Annotated in this window: 17 protein-coding genes; 16 read left to right on the forward strand and 1 reads right to left on the reverse strand. The window is 66.8% G+C overall.

Annotation, left to right across the window (positions count from 1 at the left end):
- Positions 1-22: 22 nt before the first annotated feature.
- The gene (locus JNO50_RS07715; protein WP_189535882.1) at positions 23-949 is read left to right on the forward strand and encodes a LysR family transcriptional regulator; all 927 of its coding nucleotides are present in this window, start codon (positions 23-25) and stop codon (positions 947-949) included.
- A 12-nt stretch (positions 950-961) separates the two neighbouring features.
- Here JNO50_RS07715 and JNO50_RS07720 read toward each other — a convergent pair whose 3' ends face one another.
- Positions 962-1,867, reverse strand: coding sequence for a LysR family transcriptional regulator (locus JNO50_RS07720; protein ID WP_189535880.1), 906 nt, complete (start codon positions 1,865-1,867; stop codon positions 962-964).
- Positions 1,868-1,985: 118 nt separating this feature from the next.
- Here JNO50_RS07720 and JNO50_RS07725 point away from each other — a divergent pair, with 118 nt between their 5' ends.
- The 15 genes from JNO50_RS07725 to JNO50_RS07795 all read left to right on the forward strand — a co-directional run bounded on the left by JNO50_RS07725 (position 1,986) and on the right by JNO50_RS07795 (position 20,831).
- Positions 1,986-2,987 carry an MDR family NADP-dependent oxidoreductase gene (locus tag JNO50_RS07725; RefSeq protein WP_189535878.1) on the forward strand — a complete coding sequence of 334 codons (1,002 nt, stop codon included), beginning with the start codon at positions 1,986-1,988 and terminating at the stop codon, positions 2,985-2,987.
- A 385-nt stretch (positions 2,988-3,372) separates the two neighbouring features.
- Complete coding sequence (locus tag JNO50_RS07730) at positions 3,373-4,641, forward strand: DegT/DnrJ/EryC1/StrS aminotransferase family protein (RefSeq protein WP_189535876.1); 1,269 nt, start codon at positions 3,373-3,375, stop codon at positions 4,639-4,641.
- Entirely contained in the window at positions 4,625-5,290 is a 666-nt protein-coding gene (locus tag JNO50_RS07735; RefSeq protein ID WP_189535874.1) for a histidine phosphatase family protein, read from the forward strand. The genes JNO50_RS07730 and JNO50_RS07735 overlap by 17 nt, the downstream gene beginning before the upstream one ends.
- A gap of 12 nt (positions 5,291-5,302) precedes the next feature.
- Positions 5,303-8,977, forward strand: a complete 3,675-nt coding sequence (locus JNO50_RS07740; protein ID WP_189535872.1) for a hypothetical protein — start codon at positions 5,303-5,305, stop codon at positions 8,975-8,977.
- Entirely contained in the window at positions 8,974-9,804 is an 831-nt protein-coding gene (locus JNO50_RS07745) for a hypothetical protein (RefSeq protein WP_189535869.1), read from the forward strand. Before JNO50_RS07740 ends, JNO50_RS07745 begins: the two co-directional genes overlap by 4 nt.
- A 12-nt stretch (positions 9,805-9,816) precedes the next feature.
- Positions 9,817-11,679, forward strand: coding sequence for a hypothetical protein (locus JNO50_RS07750; protein ID WP_189535867.1), 1,863 nt, complete (start codon positions 9,817-9,819; stop codon positions 11,677-11,679).
- Entirely contained in the window at positions 11,672-12,922 is a 1,251-nt protein-coding gene (locus JNO50_RS07755) for an aminotransferase class III-fold pyridoxal phosphate-dependent enzyme (protein WP_189535865.1), read from the forward strand. The genes JNO50_RS07750 and JNO50_RS07755 overlap by 8 nt, the downstream gene beginning before the upstream one ends.
- Positions 12,919-13,656 (forward strand): PIG-L deacetylase family protein, encoded by a 738-nt coding sequence (locus JNO50_RS07760; RefSeq protein ID WP_189535863.1) that lies wholly within the window; start codon positions 12,919-12,921, stop codon positions 13,654-13,656. Before JNO50_RS07755 ends, JNO50_RS07760 begins: the two co-directional genes overlap by 4 nt.
- A complete protein-coding gene (locus JNO50_RS07765) occupies positions 13,653-13,952 on the forward strand; it encodes a DUF6137 domain-containing protein (RefSeq protein ID WP_189535861.1) in 300 nt (99 codons plus the stop codon). Before JNO50_RS07760 ends, JNO50_RS07765 begins: the two co-directional genes overlap by 4 nt.
- Positions 13,953-14,100: 148 nt before the next feature.
- A complete protein-coding gene (locus JNO50_RS07770) occupies positions 14,101-15,372 on the forward strand; it encodes a 2-deoxy-scyllo-inosose synthase (RefSeq protein ID WP_189535859.1) in 1,272 nt (423 codons plus the stop codon).
- Positions 15,360-16,265: a radical SAM family protein gene (locus tag JNO50_RS07775; RefSeq protein ID WP_189535857.1), complete on the forward strand. Its 906-nt coding sequence runs from the start codon at positions 15,360-15,362 to the stop codon at positions 16,263-16,265. Before JNO50_RS07770 ends, JNO50_RS07775 begins: the two co-directional genes overlap by 13 nt.
- A gap of 24 nt (positions 16,266-16,289) precedes the next feature.
- A complete protein-coding gene (locus JNO50_RS07780) occupies positions 16,290-17,540 on the forward strand; it encodes a glycosyltransferase (RefSeq protein ID WP_189535855.1) in 1,251 nt (416 codons plus the stop codon).
- A gap of 1 nt (position 17,541) precedes the next feature.
- On the forward strand, positions 17,542-18,249 hold the full coding sequence (locus tag JNO50_RS07785; protein ID WP_189535853.1) for a radical SAM/SPASM domain-containing protein: 708 nt from the start codon (positions 17,542-17,544) through the stop codon (positions 18,247-18,249).
- Positions 18,239-19,249 (forward strand): glycosyltransferase family protein, encoded by a 1,011-nt coding sequence (locus JNO50_RS07790; protein ID WP_189535851.1) that lies wholly within the window; start codon positions 18,239-18,241, stop codon positions 19,247-19,249. Before JNO50_RS07785 ends, JNO50_RS07790 begins: the two co-directional genes overlap by 11 nt.
- A 34-nt stretch (positions 19,250-19,283) precedes the next feature.
- Positions 19,284-20,831 (forward strand): GMC oxidoreductase, encoded by a 1,548-nt coding sequence (locus JNO50_RS07795; protein ID WP_189535849.1) that lies wholly within the window; start codon positions 19,284-19,286, stop codon positions 20,829-20,831.
- The last annotated feature ends 1 nt before the right edge of the window (position 20,832 follow it).

Raw genomic sequence — 20,832 nt, forward strand, 5'->3', positions numbered from 1 at the left:
TCAATTCGCCAATGGAGGCGCCATGACTTCACCGGATCCGTTTCGAGGCATCGCCGTATTTTTGCGGGTGGTGGAGGCGGGCAGCTTCACTCGTGCCGCCGAGCGGCTGGACATGAGCAAATCGGGTGTCGCCAAAAGCATTGGACGCCTGGAGGACGGACTGGGGGTGCGCCTGTTTCAACGCACCACGCGCCGTCTGAGTCTGACCGACGAGGGTCTCCGTTTCCGGGAAGGGTGCCTGCGCGCGCTAAGCGAACTGGAGGATGCGCAAGCACAGTTGACGAACCGGCGGCGGGAGCTGGCCGGCAGGCTGCGGATCGACTTGCCGGTGGTGTTCGGGCGGCGTTGGGTGATGCCGGCGTTGCTGGAGATCGCCGCCCGGCATCCTTCGCTGGAGCTGGATATCAGCCTGTCCGATCGCCGCAGCGATCTGGTGGAGGACGGCATCGATCTGGTCATCCGCATCGGTCCCTTGGTCGATAGCGCCACCCAGGTCGCCAGGCCGCTGGGCGTGCAGCGGGCCGTGCTGGTCGCGGATCCCGGTTACCTCGCCCGCCATGGCTGGCCGGGCGCGCCGGAAGACCTGCACGGGCACGCCTGCATCACCTTCGGCGGCGGCGGACAGGCGCGTCCCTGGCATCTGCTCGATGAATATGGGCATGGGCAGGCCCTGAACGTGCGCGGCCGCCTGGGGCTGAATCATAGCGAAGCGATCCTCGACGCCGTGCTGGCCGGGCAGGGTATCGCGCTCTTGTCGGACTGGCTGGTGGCCGAACACCTGCGGACGGGCCGGCTCGAACGGGTGCTGCCCGCGGTACGGACCCAGGGATTTCCCATTCACGCGGTCTGGCTGAAAAACCGCCACTTGTCGGCCAGGGTCAGGCATGTCGTCGATCTTCTGGCCGAACGGTTCGTGCCGCATGCGCCGTGGGAACCGCCAGCGCCATGACCCCGTCAAGCGTCAGGCGGGCGGTGGCGGCTCCGCTGTCCCGGGCCAGACGTTCGGCGCATGGCGGCGAAGGGCGGCCAGGAACGCCTCGACCTTGCGCGGCCGGAAACCCTGTTCCGGCAGAACGGCATGCAATATCGTCAACTGACTCGTCCGGCGCACGGTGTAGGCCTCCAGCAGCGGCGTCAGCCGCCCTTCCTTCAGGGCCGCGGCCACCGCCCAGGCCGGTTGCCGCACAATACCCAGTCCTCCTTCCGCCCAGGCCAGTAGCGCATTCGCATCATTGCTGACCAGGTGTCCGGTCACCGTGTAATCGAGCGTTTCTTCCCCCGCCTGATAGCGCCATTCCGCGCGGGTTTGATAGGTGAGGCACGCATGGCGTTCCAGTTCGTCCGGATGCGCTGGGGTGCCGTGCATGGCCAGATAGGCCGGACTCGCGCAGGTCAGATGGGGGTAGCGCGCCAACGGCAGCGCGACATAGTCCGCTCCGGTGACCGGCCCGGTGCGCAGCGCGAGATCCATGCCCTGTGCGCGCAGATCGACCAGCCGGTCGCTGATGTGCAAATCGACGCCGATCAACGGGTATTGCCGGCAGAAATCGGGCAACCAGGGGTAGAGGAAGCTGCGCGCCACGCCGGCGCTGGCGGTGACGCGCAGCCGTCCGTGCGGTTCGCGCGCATGCTTCTTTGCCGTTTCTTCCGCCTCCGCGGTCTGGCGCAGAATCTGACGCGCATGCCGGTACCACGCCTCACCGGCTTCCGTGACTCCCAGGGTCCGCGTGCTTCGGCGCAACAGACTGACACCGAGGTGCCGTTCGAGACGCGCGACGGTTCCCGTGACGCTGGCGGGCGCCAGGGCCAGCACCCTTGCCGCGTTGGCCATGCTTCCCGAGTCGACGACCTGGCAAAAAACTTTCATTGCATGAAGCAGATCCATTTTATTCGTAAAAATTGAATAACAAATGCATATTGCCAATCTTTATTCGTATCGTACAGCTCATTAAGCTTGAGGCCTCTCATCGCCAAGGAGTGCTGATATGTCTACGTGTTTGGTTATTCCGTCCCGCCGTCAACTATTCCACCTGGTGCGACGGCCTGTCGGCGCCCCCGCGCGGGATGCCTTTGAACGGGTTGATGAGCCGATGCCCGAACTCTTGCCGGGCAGTGTGCTGGTCGCGAACCGCTATTTGTCGGTCGATCCCTATATGCGCGAATGCATGGATGAGGAATGGGAGTTGCATCGACCGCTGGAGGGGCGAAGCCTGGGACAGGTTGTGGCATCGCAGTCCGAGAGCCTGCCGGTGGGCAGCTGGGTGTTTCACCGGCAGGGCTGGGCAACGCACGCGCGGGTTCCCGAGGAGGACGCGCGCCATATCGAGGTGCCGTCATCCGTGCCTCCCAGGGTGTGGCTGGGACTGCTGGGCGGCACAGGCCTGACCGCGTACGTGGCGCTGACCCGCATAGCGGCATTGCAGCCGGGGCAATCGGTGCTGGTCAATGCGGCGGCGGGGGGCGTGGGCATGGCCGCCGCGATCATGGCCAGGCGGCTTGGCGCCGGAAAGATCGTCGGCTGCACCGGTTCGGCGGACAAGACCGCACGGTTGATGCGCGACGGAATCTACGACCGGGTTGTCGATTACCGGTCGCCCGGCGCCTGGCGCGAGCTGGCCGATGCGTTGCCCGGCGGAGCCGATGTCGCCCTGGAAAATGTCGGAGGAGCGCACCTCGCGCGGACCATCGAGCTGATGGCGCCGCATGGCCGCATCGCCTGGGTGGGGGCGGTCAGCCAGTATAATGGCGACGTCGTGCCCGTTGAGAATCTGTACCGGCTGATCGAGAAACGGCTGACCTTGCGCGGGTTTCTGGTCAGCGATCACCGCACTGTTCAATCCGAGCTGGAAAGCTGGCTGCTTCCGGCCCTGATGCGCCGCGAACTGCCGCTGGCCGATACGGTTGTTCACGGCTTCGAGCATTGCGCCGAGGCGTTTCTGGCCATGCTGGAAGGCCGCAATCTGGGAAAAATGATCGTCGAACTCTGAGCTCAAGCCGCGTTTGTCCGCGCGGTTTTTCCGTGCGGGCAAACGCATTCCCCCTGCCGTTTTTACGGTATTCCCTGGTGCGCGGCGTCGCCTCCCTGCCGAAGCCTCTGCAACTTTTCTCTATTCCGTATGTCCTTGAATGGTTTGCATGTTCATGTGATTTGAATGGCCGTGCCGTATTGCGGTCCGGCCGCCCTGAACATCATTTCTCCTCCTGATGTCCCCCGCCAGACGATTTTCTTTGCATTGGACTGGAACTTCGTACAGGTCACACAGTCGAAATGTTATATGAATATACATTGTTCATATAAATGAAATAAATATATGCAAATCTACGCAAAATGATGTGCGAATCGTAATAGTTCGTAATTATTGGAGGTGGTTAATGGTGTCCGAGCTTGCCGTTCATGGCGGTCGCCCTGTCCGTACCGCCGTTTGGCCGGGGTGGCCCGTCAGTTCATCCCGAACACTTGAAAATCTTCAGGCGGTTCTGGCCAGCGAGCGCTGGTCGATCAGCGGCCCATACCGCGGAACCGTTTCCTTCGAGCAGCGCTTCGCTTCGGCGTTCGCCGCGTTCACCGGCTCGCGGTATTGCGTTCCGGCCGCCTCCGGAACATCCAGTCTGACCATGGCGCTGGAGGGGGCGGGCGTCGGCGCGGGAGACGAGGTGATCGTGCCTGCCGTGTCCTGGGTCGCCTCGGCGTCCGCCGTGCTGGGCGTCAACGCTGTGCCGATCCTGGTCGACATCGATCCGCGCACCGGATGTCTGGATCCGGCCGCCGTGGAGCGGGCGCTGACTCCCCGCTGCCGGGCCGTTACCGTGGTGCACCTGGGCTCGGCCGTCGCCGACCTGACCGCGCTGCTGAAGCTTTGCCAACGCCACGGCATTCCATTGATCGAGGATTGCGCCCAGGCGCATGGCGCGCGTTTCGCGAACCGTCATGTGGGCACATTCGGCATCGCCGGCACGTTCAGCATGCAGCACAGCAAGTTGTTGACCAGCGGAGAGGGCGGCGCGGTGATCACCGATGACGGGGATCTGGCCAGAAGGCTGGCGCATTTGCGGGCCGATGGGCGCAGCTTCGGCGATGAACCGCCCGGGCCGGATCAGATGGAGCTGCAGGAGACCGCGGAGCTGATGGGGTCGAACTATTGCCTGTCGGAATTTCACGCGGCCATTTTGCTCGCCCAACTGGAAAAGCTGGAAGCCGAAAACACCACGCGCCGCGACAACGCGGCGCGCCTTGACGCGCTGCTGCGGGAGCTGGGCTGCGAGCCGCAGGCGACCTCGCCCGGCACCACCGCGCGCGCCTACTACACCTATGTGCTCGGATTGCCCGCTCCGGCGCTGGCCCGCGCGCCGGTGGAGCGCATCGCCGAGGCGCTGTCGGCGGAATTGGGGCTGACCTGCAAACCGATGTATGCGTCCTTGAACCATTGCCGGCTGTACCGGCCGGAAACCCGCCGCCGTTTCGCTCTGAGCGAGGCGTTCCAGGAGGCGGTGCGGCCGAGGCGATTCGAACTTCCCGCCGCGGAAGCGTTCGCGCGCAGCCATATCGCATTGCCGCACCGGCTGTTGCTGGCCGATGCCTCCGCGATGGCGGATGTTCAGCGCGCCATGGATAAGGTGCTGTCCCATGTCGGCAGGTTGTGAGCCCGCTGTCCGGCACCGTTTTGTCTTTATCCGGCATGCCGAGGCCCGCTGCAATCTTCAGTCCGCCGATGCGCGTATCGATTCCGTCTCTCCTGACTCGCCGCTGACGGCGACCGGGGAGGAGCAGGCGCGGCTCCTGGCCGCGGGACTGCCGGAAGAGCTGGTCGGCGCCCGGGTGTTCTGCAGCCCGATGCGCCGGGCCGTGCTGACCGCCGGCGCGATCGCCGACCGGCACGGCGTGCCGCTGGCCGTGGATGGACGGCTCGAGGAGTTGAGGATCGCTTCCCCGCTGCGGCCGGCACTCGATGTCGCGGCGTGGGACAGCATGCTCGAGCGCAGACTGGCGCATCCGCGGCGCGAAGCCTTGCCGGGAGTGGAGACGCTTTTGGCGCAGCGCGAACGGGTGGCGGATTTCTTGCTCGATCGGCATGCCGGCCGCGGGCGGGAGCTGTCGACACTGGTGGTGTCGCATGCTTTCACCATCGAGTTGGCGATCAACCTGCTGTTGGGGCAGACGCCGCGGATGCTGGCGCGCTGGCGGCTGCGCATCAGCAACGCGGCTTTGCATGTCATCGAAAACGATTATGTGGGCGGGCCTTCCCGGCTGATGCTGGTGAACGCGAAAAACCACCTCGGAACCCTGCTTTAGGAACGGATAGTTATGACTGCCAAATTGGAACGCCTGCGACAGCTGTCGCAACACCCAGAGTTTGCCGTGCTGGTGCCGCCGCTGGCGGCGCTGCCCACCGACGGGCTCGCCGCCGAAACCGAATGGACGCAAGGGCAGGCGCTGCTTGCCGTGTGCGCCGAGCGCGCCGCCGGCCGCGGCGACTGGCTGGAGCACGTCAAGAGCGTGTGCGGACCGGCGCCGTGGATCATCCGCAGCGCGGGGCTGGAGGACGGAGAGCACTTCGTCAACGCCGGCGGGTACGCCAGCCTGGTGTGCCGCAGCGAGGCCGAATTCGCCAACACCATCGCGGCGGTCGCGCTCAGCGGTTTCGCGGCGCAAGCCGTCGAGCAGCAGCGGCTCGCCGATCCGGCTTACCGGCCGCGGCCGATCGCCTGTTTCGCCCAGCCGCTCATCGAGTCCGGGGACGACAGGGTCGACATGGAGCGGGCGCCTTACCTTTCCGCGGCCGACTGCGCCGGGCTGTTGGGCACGCTTGCCGCCCTGCATCGCCATTTCGCCTTCGAAGCGCTGGATACGGAGTGGGTGCTGGAAACCGACCAGGGCATGGTTTCGGTCACCGGCCTGACCTTGGCCGGCGTCGACGGTGTGCGCGGACAATTGGCGTTCGGTTACGGTTTCGCCTCGGCGCAATCGCCGGGACTGCGCGCGAATTCGGTGGCGTATTGCTGGCCCTCGCTGGCCGCGCCCCTGTGGCAGGGCGAGCGTCTGCTCATGGCCCGCATCCGCAAGACCTGGCTGGTGCAGGTGCGCCCCGCTCCGGGGTATGCGCTGGAGCGCCGCGTGCGGCGGCTGACCGCCGCGGCGCGCGGGCAACTGTCACAGCGCTTGCGCGAGGTGCGGGCGGTGCCGGTGCTGCAACCGGCCGCGCCGCGGCAGGGCGGGTTTCTCGCGGCGGCGACGCTGGACGATGCCTGGAGCCGTTATCTGCGCCTGGCGCCCGAGGCGCGCGCGGAGCTGGCCGCGGTCTTCGTCGAGTCCGGCGTGGCCAGCGAGCATGCCGGGATCATGTTCCGACAGCAGCGTTTGCCGGTGTTCCGTGTCGAACTGGCCGCGCTGCCGGCGGTTTCGGGCGTGGTGGTCGATGCCGTCGGCGAGCGGGCCTGGTTCGGTACGGTGACCCCCTCGCTTGAGCCCGAGACGGAGGAGGCCGACTGTGTCGACCTGCCCGCCGGTGTCCGCTGTTGGTTCGACGATGAGGCGCCGGCGCTGGATGGTCCGGATGCCGAACGGGCGCAGGCGCGTTTGCGCATGGCGCTGGCCGGCCTGCCGGCCGCCGCGGAGCATGATCGGGCGGCCATCGAGCAGCGCAGCGCCTGGCCGTCGAGCAGCTGGCTGGAGTGCGATGGCGGGGTACGCAGCCCGAGCTTGCTCGGCTGGCTGCTCAGCCATGACCGCGCGGCGCTTCAGGCATGGCGGTCGAACTGGGAAACCGTGCCCGAAGCGGTCGCGTATGTCCATGCCGAGCATGCCTGCCGCGATCCGCGGGCGGAGTTGCCCGTGCTGTGCCGCGAATGCCCGTCCCTCGCGACATCCCTTCCCTCGGTGCGCGACATCCGGCTGGCCATGGCGTTGTCCGGGGCCGAGCGTTGGGCGGCAAGGTTGCCGGGCACAAGGCTGGCCGCGCTCGCGGGCACCGCACTGGAAAACCCGGCGGCGCGCGAGCAGCTGGAATGCGTGCTGCGGGTGCTCGACGATACCGGGGTGATGCCGATTTACGATGATGAGGACCGGATCGCCATTGTCGGTGCCCTGTGCGCCGCGGTGGACCACGGCATCGCGCCGGCCGATCTGTGGCGCGCGGTGCGTCGCGGCCAGCTTGCGCCCACCGCGCTGGCGAGTCTGGTGGCGTCCCCCCGCGCCTTCGCCGCGTATCTGGAGTTGCTCGGGCCGCTCGAAACGTTCCGCGCCGCCGCTGCGCTGGCGGGAGGCAACGAAGCGGCGGCGTTGCTGGAGGCCTCATCGGCCCTGACGCGGGTCTTGCGGGAGAACGGCCTGTCGACTCTGGAAGGTTTGTGCCGGATCGATCAGGTCGATACCTGGGATCAGGTGCTCAAGGCCGTTCTGACCGACGTGGTGGAGCGGCGCGACCCCGCCGCGCACCGGCGCTATCTGGATCTGTTGGCCGGCTGGATCGGTTTTGCGCGGCTCCAGGGCATTTCCGCGTCCGACGATGCCGCTTTGGCGGTGTTTCTGGAGTGGCTGGCCCTGGCGCGGGAAGCGCCGGTGCCGGACGCCTTCCTGCTGGAACTGGAGGAAGAGGAGGCGGAGCGTCTGGGCGACGAGTTCTTGCGCTGGCAGGTGCTGATGCCGATCGCCGGAAGCGGGGGGGTGGAGGCGTTGCCCATGCAGAACGCCCACCAGCTGCACAACTTGCTGCACCAGTGGATGCTGGCGCGTTTTCGTGCCGAGGCCGGCGCCGAGTTGCCGGGATGCTTGCGCCAACTGCTGACCATCGCCGACGGATTCGGCGACGCCAGATCGTGCCTGCTCAGGCTTGGCCGTTCGGTGCTGGAGATCTCCCTGCCGATGGTGGTGCACAAGGCGAGTTTCCTGTTCGACGACCGGGAACTGACGGTCGAATTCGCCGAGCTTCCCGACGCGCCGGAGGAGGAAATCGGCCGCCTGCTGGTGTTCGAGGCGCTGGCGCGGCGGATCGGCGAATGGGAGCCGGCCTGGCGCGTTTCGCTGAACCGGGTCTGCGTGCTGGGAACCTGGACGCTGTTTTTGCGCGTGAGGCGCAGCGACGACGAGCGGCTGCGGGCCGGCGATGTGCGGCAGATGCTGATCTGGCTGCGTGTGCTGTTCGATACGGCGTACGACTTTTCTTATGTGGACAACGAGGAGGTCGAAGAGGCGTACGCGCTGTTCGGCGAGTCGCCCTGGCCCGATCTGTTCCGTTTTTATGCCGATTACCGCGAGGCGATCGACTTTTCCATGCAGCGTGCCACGGTGTATGCCTTGCCGTTCGCCACCACGCTGGCCTCGGTGTGCCAGGACGAAGCGGTGCGAGAAGCGGTGGCGGACGCCTATTTGTCCGGCTTCGAGGGAGCCTGGCAGGCGTTTCTGGACACCTGCGCGGAACTTGAGCAACCGGATGAGGATGTCGGGGACTGGTCCAGCCGTTATGCCGCGGCCGGGCAACTGGGACTGCTGCTCGCCGCCGTGTGGCCGCGGCAAGCGTTGGCGCGGCTCGCGCAAGCGCCCGTGTCCGATATCGCCGGCGAGCGCATCGGCGCCAGTTTGCTGCATCGCCGCGATCTTGCCGGAGAGTTGCGCCGACTGATCGCGCCGGGCGCGGCGCCGGCCGGGGCCGCGCTGCGGGCGCTGGCCCTGAGCCGGGCGCCGTGCCGGGTGGTGGAGGCGGCGACAGCCATCGAGATCGGCGAAGAGGTGGCCCGGGCCGGACGCGCGTTCAAGCGCTGCAAAGAGTATCTGCTCGCGCATCATGCCGATCTTTTGCCGGAGCGCGTGTGCGAGCGGTTGATCGCCCAGCTCGATCTCGTGCCGCGCGGCGTGACGCCCGCGGCGGAGGCCAGTATCGGGCGGGCGCTGGAACGGGCGGCGGAGCGACGCGCCCGGTTCCATCTGGCCGAGGTGGATTATGTCGCCATCGTTCGCGCATTCAGCACGGAGATTACCGCATGACGCAACGTCCTTTGATCGCGTTCCAGCTGGCGGCCGACGCCGCCTACGCCCGGATGTGCACGGCCATGGTGCACGCCATCCGCCATTTTCATCCGGATGCGCCGGTCCGGCTGTACCGGCCGGAAGCCGACCGGGAAGCCTTTGCCCATCTGGAAGGCAAGGCGGAACTGCTGCCGCCGCCGCCGAGCACCTTGCCGTTCGGCGAATTCCATCCCCTGATCTGGACCAAGATGGAGGCCGCCGCCTGGGAGGGACCCGACGTCGTCGTGGTGCTCGATCCGGATCAGATCCTGTACCGCCCGATGCGCGAGCTGTGCGAACGGTTCTGGGCCAGCGACGCGGACTTCGGCAGCACGACGGACGATGAGGATGTGCGCCATCAGTTCCGCCAGTTGCCCGCCATTCTGGAACCGGTGGCCGACCGGGCGGGCATCAGCAGCGGCACCATGCTGATCCGGCCGTCAGCGCGCTTTTACGCCAGTTTGCGCGAGGTCGCCGAAAACTTCGCCCAGCACGCGAAGTACCCGGATCAGGCGGTACTCAATGTGCTGGCCTATGTCACCGGCCGATGGATGTATTTCGATGAGGTATTGCAGATGCCGCACCTGTCCCCGGGCATCCTCGACGAAGCGCACGACGCCTGCCTGATCCATTTTTATACACCGCGGCCGGCATGCTTCGGAGCCAGTCCGCGCCGGGCGAAGGAGGAATCGTTCGCCGAGGCGTGCGCCGAGTTCGCCGAGCTGACCGGACGGCCTTATCCGGAGCAGAGGGTCGAGCGCGATTTCCTGGTCCGTCTGGAAAACCGCCTTGCTAAGGCCGGTTGAGTGCCGCCCGCGATGCACAACTCCGTCACGATGAGCGCTCGGGCACAAGGCGACGGGGACGGTGTGCGCATCGTTCCGGCGGCGCTGGTCGCCGCACTGGCGGACGCTTCCGGATCCGGCGACGACTACTTGGCCGCCTGCGCGCTGTTGCAGGTGTGGAGCGATCTGCAATTGCTCGCCGAGGGGAGCGGCCAGCCGGACCCGGTGCGCCGCCGTGCCCGGGCCGCCACCGCGCGCGCGGCGCAGGCGGCATTCGACGCCGCTTGCGGGCGCCCCCTGGCGCCGGCGCGTTCCGCCCGGGCCGGCATTGTGCTGCGCGGCCGGCTCGACGCCTGGCAGGACATGCTGGAGCGCGCGCTGATGGTCCCGATGCCGGAATGCTGCGGCTATGACCTCGGCGACACCGCGGTGTGCCTTGACGACGCCGTCCGTTTCGCGCGCGGCCTGCCGCGCGGCCGCCGTGTGGTGGTGGTCGGCATCCGGGGCGGCGGGGCCTTTCTGGCGCCGCGCTGGGCCGCCGGATTGGCGCGGGCCTCCGGCCGCGCGCCGCCATGGGTCACGCTGCGGCCGCTGGGCGCCGCGTCCTTGCGCGGAGGATACCATCCGTTCGAACTGGATGCCGTCCGGCGGCTTTGCGTGGCGCAGCCGGATACGCCGGATATCGTGATTGTCGACGATCAGCCCGATACGGGCGGCACCGTGGATCTGCTGGCGCAGGCGCTCAAGCCGTGGGCGGACCGGATATGGGCCGCCAGCATCGGCAAGGTCAGTCTCTGGCATGGGCCGGGCCGCTGGACGCGGGTGCAGGAGCGGGCGGTGCTCGCGCCCCGGCCGAGGCCGGCGCTGTGGCAACTGTTGCGGGAGGAGGACCGGCCGGCGTTTCTCTCGGTGCTTTGCGAGGCGCTGCCGCAGGCCGCGGATGGAGCGGCCGGCGTCTCGATCCGCTGCCCGTCGCTCGAGCGGCGCTATGGCCGCGAAACGGCCTGGCTGCCGTGGAATGATCCGGCGCTTTCGCATCATCGGCGGCGATTGATCAATCCCCGCAAAACCCCCTTGCTGGTGACCGGCGACGATGGCCGTCCCTTGCTGCACCTGCGTTTTATCGGCGAGGGCGCATTCGGCGCCGCCGAATTCCGGCGCGTTCAGGCGCTGGCCGCGGCGCAAGGCGAGGCCTGGTTCCTGGACGGGTACCGCATCGCGGCGCACCAGCCCGGCCTGCGGCCGCTGAGCGGCATCCTGGCCGAGGCCGATGCCGTGTCGCGGCGAACCTGGCTGGCCCGCTGCGCCGCGCTGCTCCGTGACAGCCGCGATCGGCCGCTGGCGAGGGTCGGGGAGTGCGCAGGCGATCTTCGCGTTGGCGAGCGCGCCGGCGCGGTCCTGGCGTCCTTGCGGGCACGCATTGGCGGCGTTTTGCCTCCGCCGCCTTCGTGGCTGCCGGCTTTACGGCTACCGGTTTTCGCCGGCAGCCGGGAGCCCGTGCGCGGCGCGCTCACCCACGCGTTCGGCGACTGGCACTGGCAGGCTCGACCGGACGGAACGCTGCGGCGCTTCCATCTGGAGGCCAACTGGGGTGGCGTGAGCTGGCCCGAGCTGGATGCGGCGTCCTTCCTGCTGGCGCACCGGCTCGGACCGGAGGCGCTCGAGGCGATGATCGCCGGCGGCGCGCTGGAGGCGTCGCGACGGGACAGCATCGCGCTCTCGATGCCCGTCGCGGCATGGTTGTGGCTTGACGGTTGCCGCCGGGACCTGCGGCAAATCAGCCCCGACGGGGCGGCGCTCTGGCGCGAGGATCTGTCTTCGCTGTGGTCCGTGCTGTCGCAATACACCGATCTTATTTTCTCTTCACCTGCCCTGAAAGGGAGTGCGCATGAGTAGACCTGTCCAGATCGTTTCCTCCGTCGGCGTACCCGAACCGAAGCTGCGCGCGCGGCATGCCAGCGGTGCCGTGGTGCAGCTGTCCGATGGCCGCGAATATCTTGATCTCATGAATGGAAAGGGATGCGTCACGCTGGGCCATCACCATCCCGCCGTGGACGAGGCGATGATGGCCAGTTTGCGCAATCAGGCCGGCTGCGCGACCTGCTGGTCCGATCCGTTCGAGGAGTTGGCGTCCATCATCGCCGCCGACAGCGGCGTTCCCGGCGCCGAACTGGCTTTTTTCAGTACGGGCACCGAGGCGTGCCGGGCGGCCGTGCAATGCGCGCGCCGTTACAGCGGCAAACCGCTGATCGCCAGTTCCGGTTACCACGGCTGGGGGGATTTCTGGGAAACGGCGCCGGGTTTTCTCGAGCCGAACGACAACGGCGTGGTGGATTTTTTCTTTGTGCCCGAATTGCTGGAGCAGGTGCTGGAGCGCTATCGGGGCCGCATCGCCATGGTGATGGTGTCGCCCGACTACGTGCATTTGCGGCCCGAGACGCTCGGACAACTGGTGCGGCTGGCGCGGGAACAGGGTGTGCTGTTCTGCAGCGACGATGTCAAAAACGGCTACCGTTCGGTCGCCGGTTCGGCCCTGCCGGGCGTGACCGGCGAACAGGCCGATCTTTACACGTTTTCCAAGGGACTGGCCAACGGGCAGCGGCTCTCCTGCCTGGTGGGCGCGCCCGAGGTGGTGCGCAAGGCCAAGCGCATGACCTACACCTCGTATTTCGATTCGCTGCCCGTCGTGGCCGCCCTGGCCACGCTGAACCACATGCGCGGCGAGCGGGGCTACGAACGGCTGGTCGCCTGCGGCGCAAAACTGGCCGGCGGTCTGCGCGCCCTGATCGAGTCGTCCGGCGTGCCGGTCAAGGTGATGGGCGATGGGCCTTTGCTGCAGTTCGTCGGCGCGACCGAGGCGCTGGACGAGGCGTTTTACGCCGCGAGCGCGCGGCGCGGCCTGCTGTTGTACGACTATGACAACCAGGCGGTGTCGCTGGCCACCGAGGAGGTGTTGCCCGAACTGATGGCGCGTTTCAAGCGGGTCTTCGAGGATCTGGCCGAATCGTTCCCGGCGCTGCGGGGCGAGCCTGTGCCGATGGCGCGGCAGATGGAAGCGGCTTTCGGCATGATGGACGGCGCCACCGACGCCGTGCCCGCCGCCGATGCGATCCGCTGGCTGCAGGAGCGGGAAGCGTGAACCCCTGCCTGGATTGGCGCGGCATGCGGGTGGCGTTGATCGCGCCGCATCCGGACGATATCGCGTACTCGATCGGCGGTTTCGCCGCCGGGCTGGCGGACGGGGCGGAACTGGTTCTGGTGACGGTATTCACCCGCAGCGCCTGGGCGCTGCCCAAGGCGTTGCGCCTTGCCGGGCCGGAGGCGGTGGCCGCCGCGCGGGAGGCGGAGGATCTGGCCTTTTGCCGGCGTCTTGGCATGCGTTTTCATTCGCTGGGCTTCGCCGATTCCAGTCTGTCCGGATACGACGACGACAGCGAGCGCGTGGCGGATCCCGCGCAGGACGCGCGCGCGCCCCTGGTGGCCGAACGGCTGAACGGCCTGCTCGCCGGTTTGGCGCCCGACGTGGTGCTGGCGCCGGCCGGCATCGGCGGGCATGTGGATCACCGCATCGTGCACGACGCCTTGCGCTACCGGTGCGCCGGCGCCTGGCGCCTGGCGTTCTACGAGGACTTGCCTTATGCCGCCGAATACACCCTGCCGCAGCTGGAGTCCGCGCTGGATCTGGCCGGGCTGACGCATTTGGCGGCCATCGATATCAGCCCGGTGTGGCACGAGAAACTGGCCGCGCTTAGGGACTACCCGAGTCAAACCGAGCAGGACACCGTGGATGCCATTCTTGCCCATGCTCGACGGATGGGCGAATGGTCCGACTCACCATCTTCTTACGTGGAAAGAATACTGGAGGCCTTGTGACCATCTCTTTCGACTTCGTTAAGCACTTCATCATTAAAACCGCATGCGATACCACCGGCGATGAGCCGGAGGAATTGCTGGAGAGCGGGAGGCTGGAAATCGCACCGCGCGATGCGATCGAATTCGTGGTCAGGCTGGAAACCACCTTCGATTGCGTGTTGGGCCGGTTGAGTTATGCGCCCTTGTCGGTGGACATCGATGAACTGGCGTTCCGGGTGCTCGCCGCGCGGGAGGCGGTAGCGACACGCCCGTCCGAGCGCGCCGGCAAGGATGGCGCGTATGCCGACCCCGCCTGACCTGCCGACGGCCGGCGCTGGCGCCGGACCGGACAGTTAGCCGGGCGAGAGGATTTGCGGCCGCTGCGCCGCGTGTTGGGAAAGGCGATGCGTGCCGCGCATGGTGTGGCGCCGGTATTGGCATGGCCTGCTGAATGGGTGAATCGACATGAACGCACTGGATCATCAATCGGAACACCGGCCCGGAAGCGGCGGACATCTGCCGCCCCGGGCGGCGGAACAATGGGCCCGGGACCAGGACGCACGGGGCAACGGCGAACCGATGCAGCGCATCGACCTGAGTTTTGAAGATGTCGCGTATCCGTTCTGGATAGGCAGCCGCTGCACCGGCGAGATCGCCGCGCACCTGGATGCGATGGCGGCTTCATCGCTGCATATCGTCACCGACCGCAATGTCGGCGCGCTGCACGCCGGAACGCTGGCCGGGCATCTGCGCGACGTGGCGCCGGTCTCGGTATGGACCTTGCCGGAAGGCGAGATGACCAAATCGCTCGGCACGCTGGAGCGCCTGGCCTGCCAGTTGCTCGATGCCGGCGCCGACCGCAAGAGCGTGGTGATCGCCATGGGCGGCGGGGTCGTGGGCAATATCGCCGGTCTGCTGGCCGCGGTTCTTTACCGCGGGATACGGCTCGTGCATGTGCCGACCACGCTGATGGCGATGAGCGACTCCGTGATTTCGCTCAAGCAGGCGGTCAACATGCCGCAAGGCAAGAATCTCGTCGGATGTTTTCATACGCCATCCGCAGTGTTCGCCGATACCGCCTACCTGATGACGCTGCCGGCCGAGCATTTGCGCTCCGGTTTGTGCGAAATCATCAAGAACGTGCTCACCATCGACGCCGATCGCCTTTCCTTTCTGTCGGCGACCCTGGATCCGTCCGCCCGCTATGACGAGACAACGCTGGTGCGCATGGTCGAGGCCGGCGTGGTCGCCAAGCAGCGGGTCATGATCGACGACAAGCGCGAGAAGGGCCGCGCCATCGTGTTCGAATACGGGCATACCGTCGGACACGCCATCGAACTGGCGTGTGGCGGACGGCTCAGTCATGGCGAGGCGGTGGGACTCGGAATGGTGGTGGCGGCCGAGGTGGCGCATGAACTGGGGCTGCTGCCGGGGGAGGTGCGCGATCTGCATTACCGGCTGTTGCGGCGCAACGGCGTGGCGATCCGCGCGCCGGAAGGGCTGACTCCGGAAGCGGTGATGACGGCTTTGCGCTCGGACAACAAGCGCGGCTATGTGCGCGCCGGGGCCGGCGAAATCCCGATGATCCTGTTGCGCGGACTCGGAGAGCCGCTTTGGGGGAACGGGGAGCAGCCTTTGACGCTGGTCGACGCCGATCTGGTCGGCGCGATGCTGCGCCGTCACCTTTTTCAACTCGAACCATCCCATAGCATGCAGGAGTTCCCATGTCTGTCGTGACCCACACGGTGCATCGCATCGAAAAGGCGGCGGCGTGGCCGCCGGTTACCCGCCGGGTGCGCCGCTATCGCAATATTGTCATCAAGGCGGCCTGTAATCTGCGCTGCAGTTATTGCGAAATGAAAAAAGCCCGGGTCGATGTCGGGGCGACCATTGCCTCGGTCGAGCGCATCATGCGCCGCTTTTCCCCCGAGGACACCCTGTTCCGCGTCGAGGCCGACGGCGAGATCACGCTGTATCCGCAAATCCTGGATTTTCTGGCGGAGCGGGTACGGACCGACGGTTATGCGATCGAAGTGCTGACCAACGGCACGCGTTTTCCCGATTGCCTGCGCCCGGGCCTGCTCTGGGTGGTGTCCGTCGACGGACACACGGCGGGCATGAATGAAGCGCGCGGTCTGAGCCAGGCCCAGGTCGACGTGATCCTCGATCACGCGGTGGCGCTCAAGGCGGAGCTGCAGTGCGTCTACCACGGCCAGGGGGTGGAGCAGATCAACGCGTTCATCGCCGCGCTGGACGCGCGCGGTTTCGCCGGACGGCTGCATTTTCTGCCGTTGCTGGCGACGGAGGGGCGGCCGCTGACCGTGCATCTGGATTATGCCCAGCTGCGCAAGGCCCCGTTTCTGGAGCGCGAGGAGTTTTTCCGGCGTTGGGACTATATCTTCCGTCACGGCCGCCGCGGCGATTTCCTCTGCGACCAGATCCTCAACGGATTCAACTACTACGTCGACGGGGACAAGATCTCGATGGTCAAGTGCGACTGCTATTCGCCGGTGCCGGACGAACTCGAAATCGAAGGTCTGCAGAGCGAGCGCGAGTACGACAACTTTCCGTGCGGCACCTGTCTGTCGCATCAGGAGTTCAACAACCAGCGCGACCGCATGGCGATCTGAGTGCGGGGGCGGCGAAAGGACGGTATGCGCGTTTTGCGTTTGACGCCATTTTTTCATCATCCCGATGCGGACGCCTGGCCGGCCGAATACGATTCGGTCGGCGGCATGCAGATCCAGGCCTGGCGGCAGGCCATGTGGCTCGCGCAGCAGGGGGTGAGCCAGCATGTGATGACCATCGGGTTTCCCGGTTTGCCGCGGCTGCGCGATCTTCACGGCAACTTGCGGGTGGAGCGGGCCTATCTGCCGCTGCCCAGATTCCGCTCCGAACTGACCGGATTGTGGGGGCTGACCCAGTCCTGGGCGCTGGCCACCTTGCTGTCCGTCCGGCGCAGGGCCCGGCGTGAGCCGTTCGATCTGGTGCATGCGCATCTGGACGGCCAGATTCCCGCGCTGCTGGTGGCGTGTCTCGCGCCTTTTCTGCTGCGTCGGCCGATGGCCCTGACCATCCATTGCTCCCGTTTGTCCGTGTACCGGCCGATGTCGGCGTGGGACCGGGCGACCCACGGTCTGGCATGCCGTCTGGAGCGCAAGGCGCTGGCCGCCGCCGCCGTCTCCATCGCCTTGACCGAGCGCACCGCCCGGGTGATCGGGCCGCATGCCCGGCGCGTCGAGGTGGTGCCCGACGTGGTCGACCCGCGGCAGTTCCAAGCCCCCTGCGAGGGCGACATCGAGGCGTTTCGGCGGCGTTACCGGCTGGACGGCCCGGTTGTCGGCTTTGTCGGGCGCATCGCCAAGGAAAAGGGATGGCCGCACTTCGTGGAGCTGGCCGCCCGGTTGCGGGATCCCTCGTTGCGTTTTCTGGTGGTGGGCGACGGCCCGCAGCGCGAGAGGCTCGAACAGGCGGTGGCTAACGCGGGGTTGCAGGACCGGTTCACCGTGACCGGTTTCATTCCCAACGACAAGGTGCCGGCCGCGCTGGCGGCCTGCCGGGTCGTGGTGATGCCGTCGGAGCATGAAGAGTTCGGCGGGGTCGCGATCGAGGCGATGGCCGTCGGAACGCCGGTCGTCGGCTACGCGGTCGGCGGCATCAAGGAAATCCTCGGCCGTCTCGCGCCGGACCGGCTGGCCCCTCCGGGCGATGTGGAGCGGCTGGGCGAGAGGGTGCGCGCCGTGCTGGACGAACCATCGGCCGGCGTTCGCTGCGCTGCGGAGCCGTCTCCCATCCATGCTTTCGCGCCGGACACGGTGCTGCCCAGACTCGCCGCGCTGTATCGCGAGCTGGCCGGTTTGTCCGCGCCGAAAGCGCCTTCCACTCATTCAGCAGGGATGATCTGACATGTTTTCCATGGTAGAGATCGAAGTCAACTCGCGTTGCAACCGCCGCTGCGATTATTGCCCCAATGTCATCGAGCCGCGCAAAGCGCCCAAGATGATGAAACCGGAGCAGTTCGAGCGCATCCTGGATCGGCTGGTGGAGGCGGATTTCTCCGGGCGGCTGTCTTACCACTTTTACAATGAGCCGCTACTGCATCCGAAGTTGCCGGACTTCGTCGGGCGCGTGCGCGAGCGTCTGCCGCGGGTGCGGCAAATTCTCTACAGCAACGGCGATTTTCTCACCGACGAGAAATACCATTTGCTCCACGAGCGCGGCATCGAGCGTTTCATCATCACCCAGCACGACGGCAACCCCGGCGAGCCCAAGCCCAATCTGGTCTGGCTGACGCCTCAGTTGCTCAAACTGACCAGCCGGGCCGGCACGGTGGAAGCCGGCCCTCCGGTGGCCCCCGGCGTGTCATGCTTCGCGCCTTCGGACATGCTGATCATCACGATTACCGGCAACGTGGTGCTCTGTTACGAAGACAGCCGGGAAGAGGTCGTGATGGGCAATGTCTTCGATACACCGATCATGGACATCTGGATGTCTCCCGCGTTCCGGGCCGCCCGCGAAGCGCTGACGGACGGCGACCGCACCGTGTCGGAAATCTGCCGGCGCTGCAATAACCGGGCCCACCAGACAAGCGAGGCGTTCGATTATGTCCTGTAACCGTACCGTTCTGATCGAGCGCTACCCGGACAGTTTCGACAGGAGGCAGTGGGGCGGCATCGAGACCGCCTACTGGAACCTCGCCCGTGTGCTGCCATCCTGCGGTGTCGAGGCGGTCTGGTATACCGCCCGGGAGTGCCCGACGCTGGCCAGTCTTGCGCGGCGCGCGCAGGAGGTCCGGGCGGCGGCGGTGATGCCGCTGGTCGACCACGAGCTGTTTCGCACGCCCCAGGCCGCCCCGGCCGGTCTTCGGCGCCGCACCGTGCGTGTCTGGCATGACGTGTCGGCGATTTCCCCGCGGTTTTCCACGCTGACAGGCTGCGACGCGCACCGTCCCGGCTCGGCCGCCGTTTGCCGGGCGGAAGCGGCCGCGCCGTCCGCCAGCGCCGCGGATGTCTTTTTTTACGAAGAGGCCTGGACCCATTGCTTTCCCAACCGGCGCTACATACCGTGGGCGGCGGATCATGTTCCGGCGCGCGATTATCACAATCCGTCCGGCCCGCTGGTGCTGCTGGCCGGAAAAATCCCGCTCGACACCCTGCGGCCTGTCGTCGAGGCCTGCCTGGCGCGCGGCTTGCGGTTGCGCGTGATATTCAACAACTGGTCGAAGCTGGGACTGGAAGCGAAAACCTATTTCACCGCCCTGGGGCTGGGGGAAGGCCACCGGGTGTTCGACATCTACGATATCGAGCGGGACCACGAACGCATCTTCGGCGGTGCCTGCGCGGTGCTGGTGCTCAGTCATTTTCATGAAACCTTCAATTTTCTGGCGGCCGAAGCGGTGCAACTGGGCGTGCCGGTCGTGGCGTTTGTCCGGTCCGGCGCCACGCGGCGTTTCGCCTCTCATCTGGAGGAGGACGGCGACGGGCTGATCGACTGGCTGGATGACGGGGGCCTGGCCGCGCTGCGACCGCTGCCGCGCTCCGGCTGGTCATGGCGCGATGTCGGTTCCGCCTATGCCGAATTGTTGGGTTGTCTGGAGGCCGAGCCCGCGTGGTGAGGCGAAACGTCATTTCGAGAAACGAGGGCACAGGATGTCGATTCAAGCTGAACGACCGCTGGGAGCGAGGCACTTTCACGGATTCGGGGATGTGCCGGGAGAACTTGAGGCGGATGCCTGCATCATCGGCAGCGGAGCCAGCGGCGCCGTGGCGGCGGATGCCCTGCGCGATTGCGGCTGGTCCGTCATCATGGTCGAAGAAGGGAGCCTGCTGCGCCGCGATGTCTCCCAGGAGGAAGTGGACGATGCCTCGCCGGCCGCCGAGGTTCGCGGCGAGCAAGGCTGGGAAGACAAGGGATGGCCATGGAGCACGCGCAATGTGGGCGGCGGCACCCTGTTTTACGGCGGAGCGTCGTTCCGCTTCCCCGACTGCGATTTCGACGCGTCTTCCTGGCTTCCCGGGCATGGCCTGGAGGTGGCCTGGCCCATCGGCCCCGCCGATCTGGCCCCCTATTACGAACTGATCGAGCGGCGCATCGGGGTCAGCGGCGGCCGTCCGGACGAACCGGCGGGCGGGCGGGGCAGTCCTTTGCCGATGACGTTGCCGGCCGAGCGCATGTCGGCGGCGGCAAAACGCTTGGGCTACGCGCCGTTTCCCACTCCGGTGGCGGTCAACGGGGGGGCGTGCAATCTGGAGAAACGCTGCATCGATTACCAGTGTCCGAATGGCGCGAAGGGCGACGTTGTGCGCGTTTATCTCAAAAAACTGGCCGATGATCCCGATTTCCTGCTGCTGTCGGGCATCCGGGGCGTCGCTCTGGAGCAGGACACGGCGGACCGGGCCGCCGCGCTACGCTGCCTGGACCTGGCCAGCGGCGTCACCCGCCGCGTGCGCGCGCGTCATTTTTTCGTGGCGGGCAACGCCATCCAGAGCGCCGCGCTGCTCTTGCGGTCGGTGACGCCGTTCGCGCCGGAGGGCATCGGCAACCGCCACGATCTTGTCGGCCGCGGCCTGTGCATGAAGCTCAGTCAGTACGTGCGCGGCATGACGGAGGTTCCGCCGGATGCCGATCGCCATCCGGTGGGGCTGCGCGGACCGTTCTCCACCCTGGCCATCCTCGACCATTATCTGGACGCCGGCTGTCCGACCGGCATGGGCGGGCTGATTTACGAAGCGCGTTCGCTGACCTTGCCTCCCGGGCCAGTCCGGCAGTTGCCGATGGAGCTGGAAACCATCATCGCGGATACGCCTTCGTACCATAACCGGGTACGCCTCTCGGGCAATCGCGATGCGTGGGGGATGCCCAAAATCGTCATCGACTACCGGGTCGATCCGGTGGATCTTGCCCGCCTCGCCTATATGGCCGGCCGATGCGAACGCATTCTGCGCGAGGCCGGCGTGGACGAGGTGAAGTCCAAGCGCGCCCGCTCGGAGCATGGCAGCACCCATCTGCATGGTACCTGCCGCAGCGGCACCGATCCCGCGCGTTCGGTGCTGGATCCGCATTGCCGCGTGCATGACCTCGAGAATGTTCATGTCGTGGACGGCAGCTTCATGCCGTTTCCCGGCGGTCTTAATCCCACTTTGACCATCCAGGCCAATGCCTTGCGGGTGGCGCTGCATGTCGCGGGAGCCTGTTGAT

Origin of the sequence: Paludibacterium paludis (genome assembly GCF_018802605.1) — a bacterium.
Lineage (GTDB): Bacteria > Pseudomonadota > Gammaproteobacteria > Burkholderiales > Chromobacteriaceae > Paludibacterium > Paludibacterium paludis.

Excerpts from the sequence above, each read along its gene's own strand:
- JNO50_RS07715 (WP_189535882.1), top strand. The coding sequence starts at position 23 with ATGACTTCACCGGATCCGTTTCGAGGCATCGCCGTATTTTTGCGGGTG.
- JNO50_RS07720 (WP_189535880.1), bottom strand. The coding sequence starts at position 1,867 with ATGAAAGTTTTTTGCCAGGTCGTCGACTCGGGAAGCATGGCCAACGCG.
- JNO50_RS07725 (WP_189535878.1), top strand. The coding sequence starts at position 1,986 with ATGTCTACGTGTTTGGTTATTCCGTCCCGCCGTCAACTATTCCACCTG.
- JNO50_RS07730 (WP_189535876.1), top strand. The coding sequence starts at position 3,373 with ATGGTGTCCGAGCTTGCCGTTCATGGCGGTCGCCCTGTCCGTACCGCC.
- JNO50_RS07735 (WP_189535874.1), top strand. The coding sequence starts at position 4,625 with ATGTCGGCAGGTTGTGAGCCCGCTGTCCGGCACCGTTTTGTCTTTATC.
- JNO50_RS07740 (WP_189535872.1), top strand. The coding sequence starts at position 5,303 with ATGACTGCCAAATTGGAACGCCTGCGACAGCTGTCGCAACACCCAGAG.
- JNO50_RS07745 (WP_189535869.1), top strand. The coding sequence starts at position 8,974 with ATGACGCAACGTCCTTTGATCGCGTTCCAGCTGGCGGCCGACGCCGCC.
- JNO50_RS07750 (WP_189535867.1), top strand. The coding sequence starts at position 9,817 with ATGCACAACTCCGTCACGATGAGCGCTCGGGCACAAGGCGACGGGGAC.
- JNO50_RS07755 (WP_189535865.1), top strand. The coding sequence starts at position 11,672 with ATGAGTAGACCTGTCCAGATCGTTTCCTCCGTCGGCGTACCCGAACCG.
- JNO50_RS07770 (WP_189535859.1), top strand. The coding sequence starts at position 14,101 with ATGAACGCACTGGATCATCAATCGGAACACCGGCCCGGAAGCGGCGGA.
- JNO50_RS07775 (WP_189535857.1), top strand. The coding sequence starts at position 15,360 with ATGTCTGTCGTGACCCACACGGTGCATCGCATCGAAAAGGCGGCGGCG.
- JNO50_RS07780 (WP_189535855.1), top strand. The coding sequence starts at position 16,290 with ATGCGCGTTTTGCGTTTGACGCCATTTTTTCATCATCCCGATGCGGAC.
- JNO50_RS07785 (WP_189535853.1), top strand. The coding sequence starts at position 17,542 with ATGTTTTCCATGGTAGAGATCGAAGTCAACTCGCGTTGCAACCGCCGC.
- JNO50_RS07790 (WP_189535851.1), top strand. The coding sequence starts at position 18,239 with ATGTCCTGTAACCGTACCGTTCTGATCGAGCGCTACCCGGACAGTTTC.
- JNO50_RS07795 (WP_189535849.1), top strand. The coding sequence starts at position 19,284 with ATGTCGATTCAAGCTGAACGACCGCTGGGAGCGAGGCACTTTCACGGA.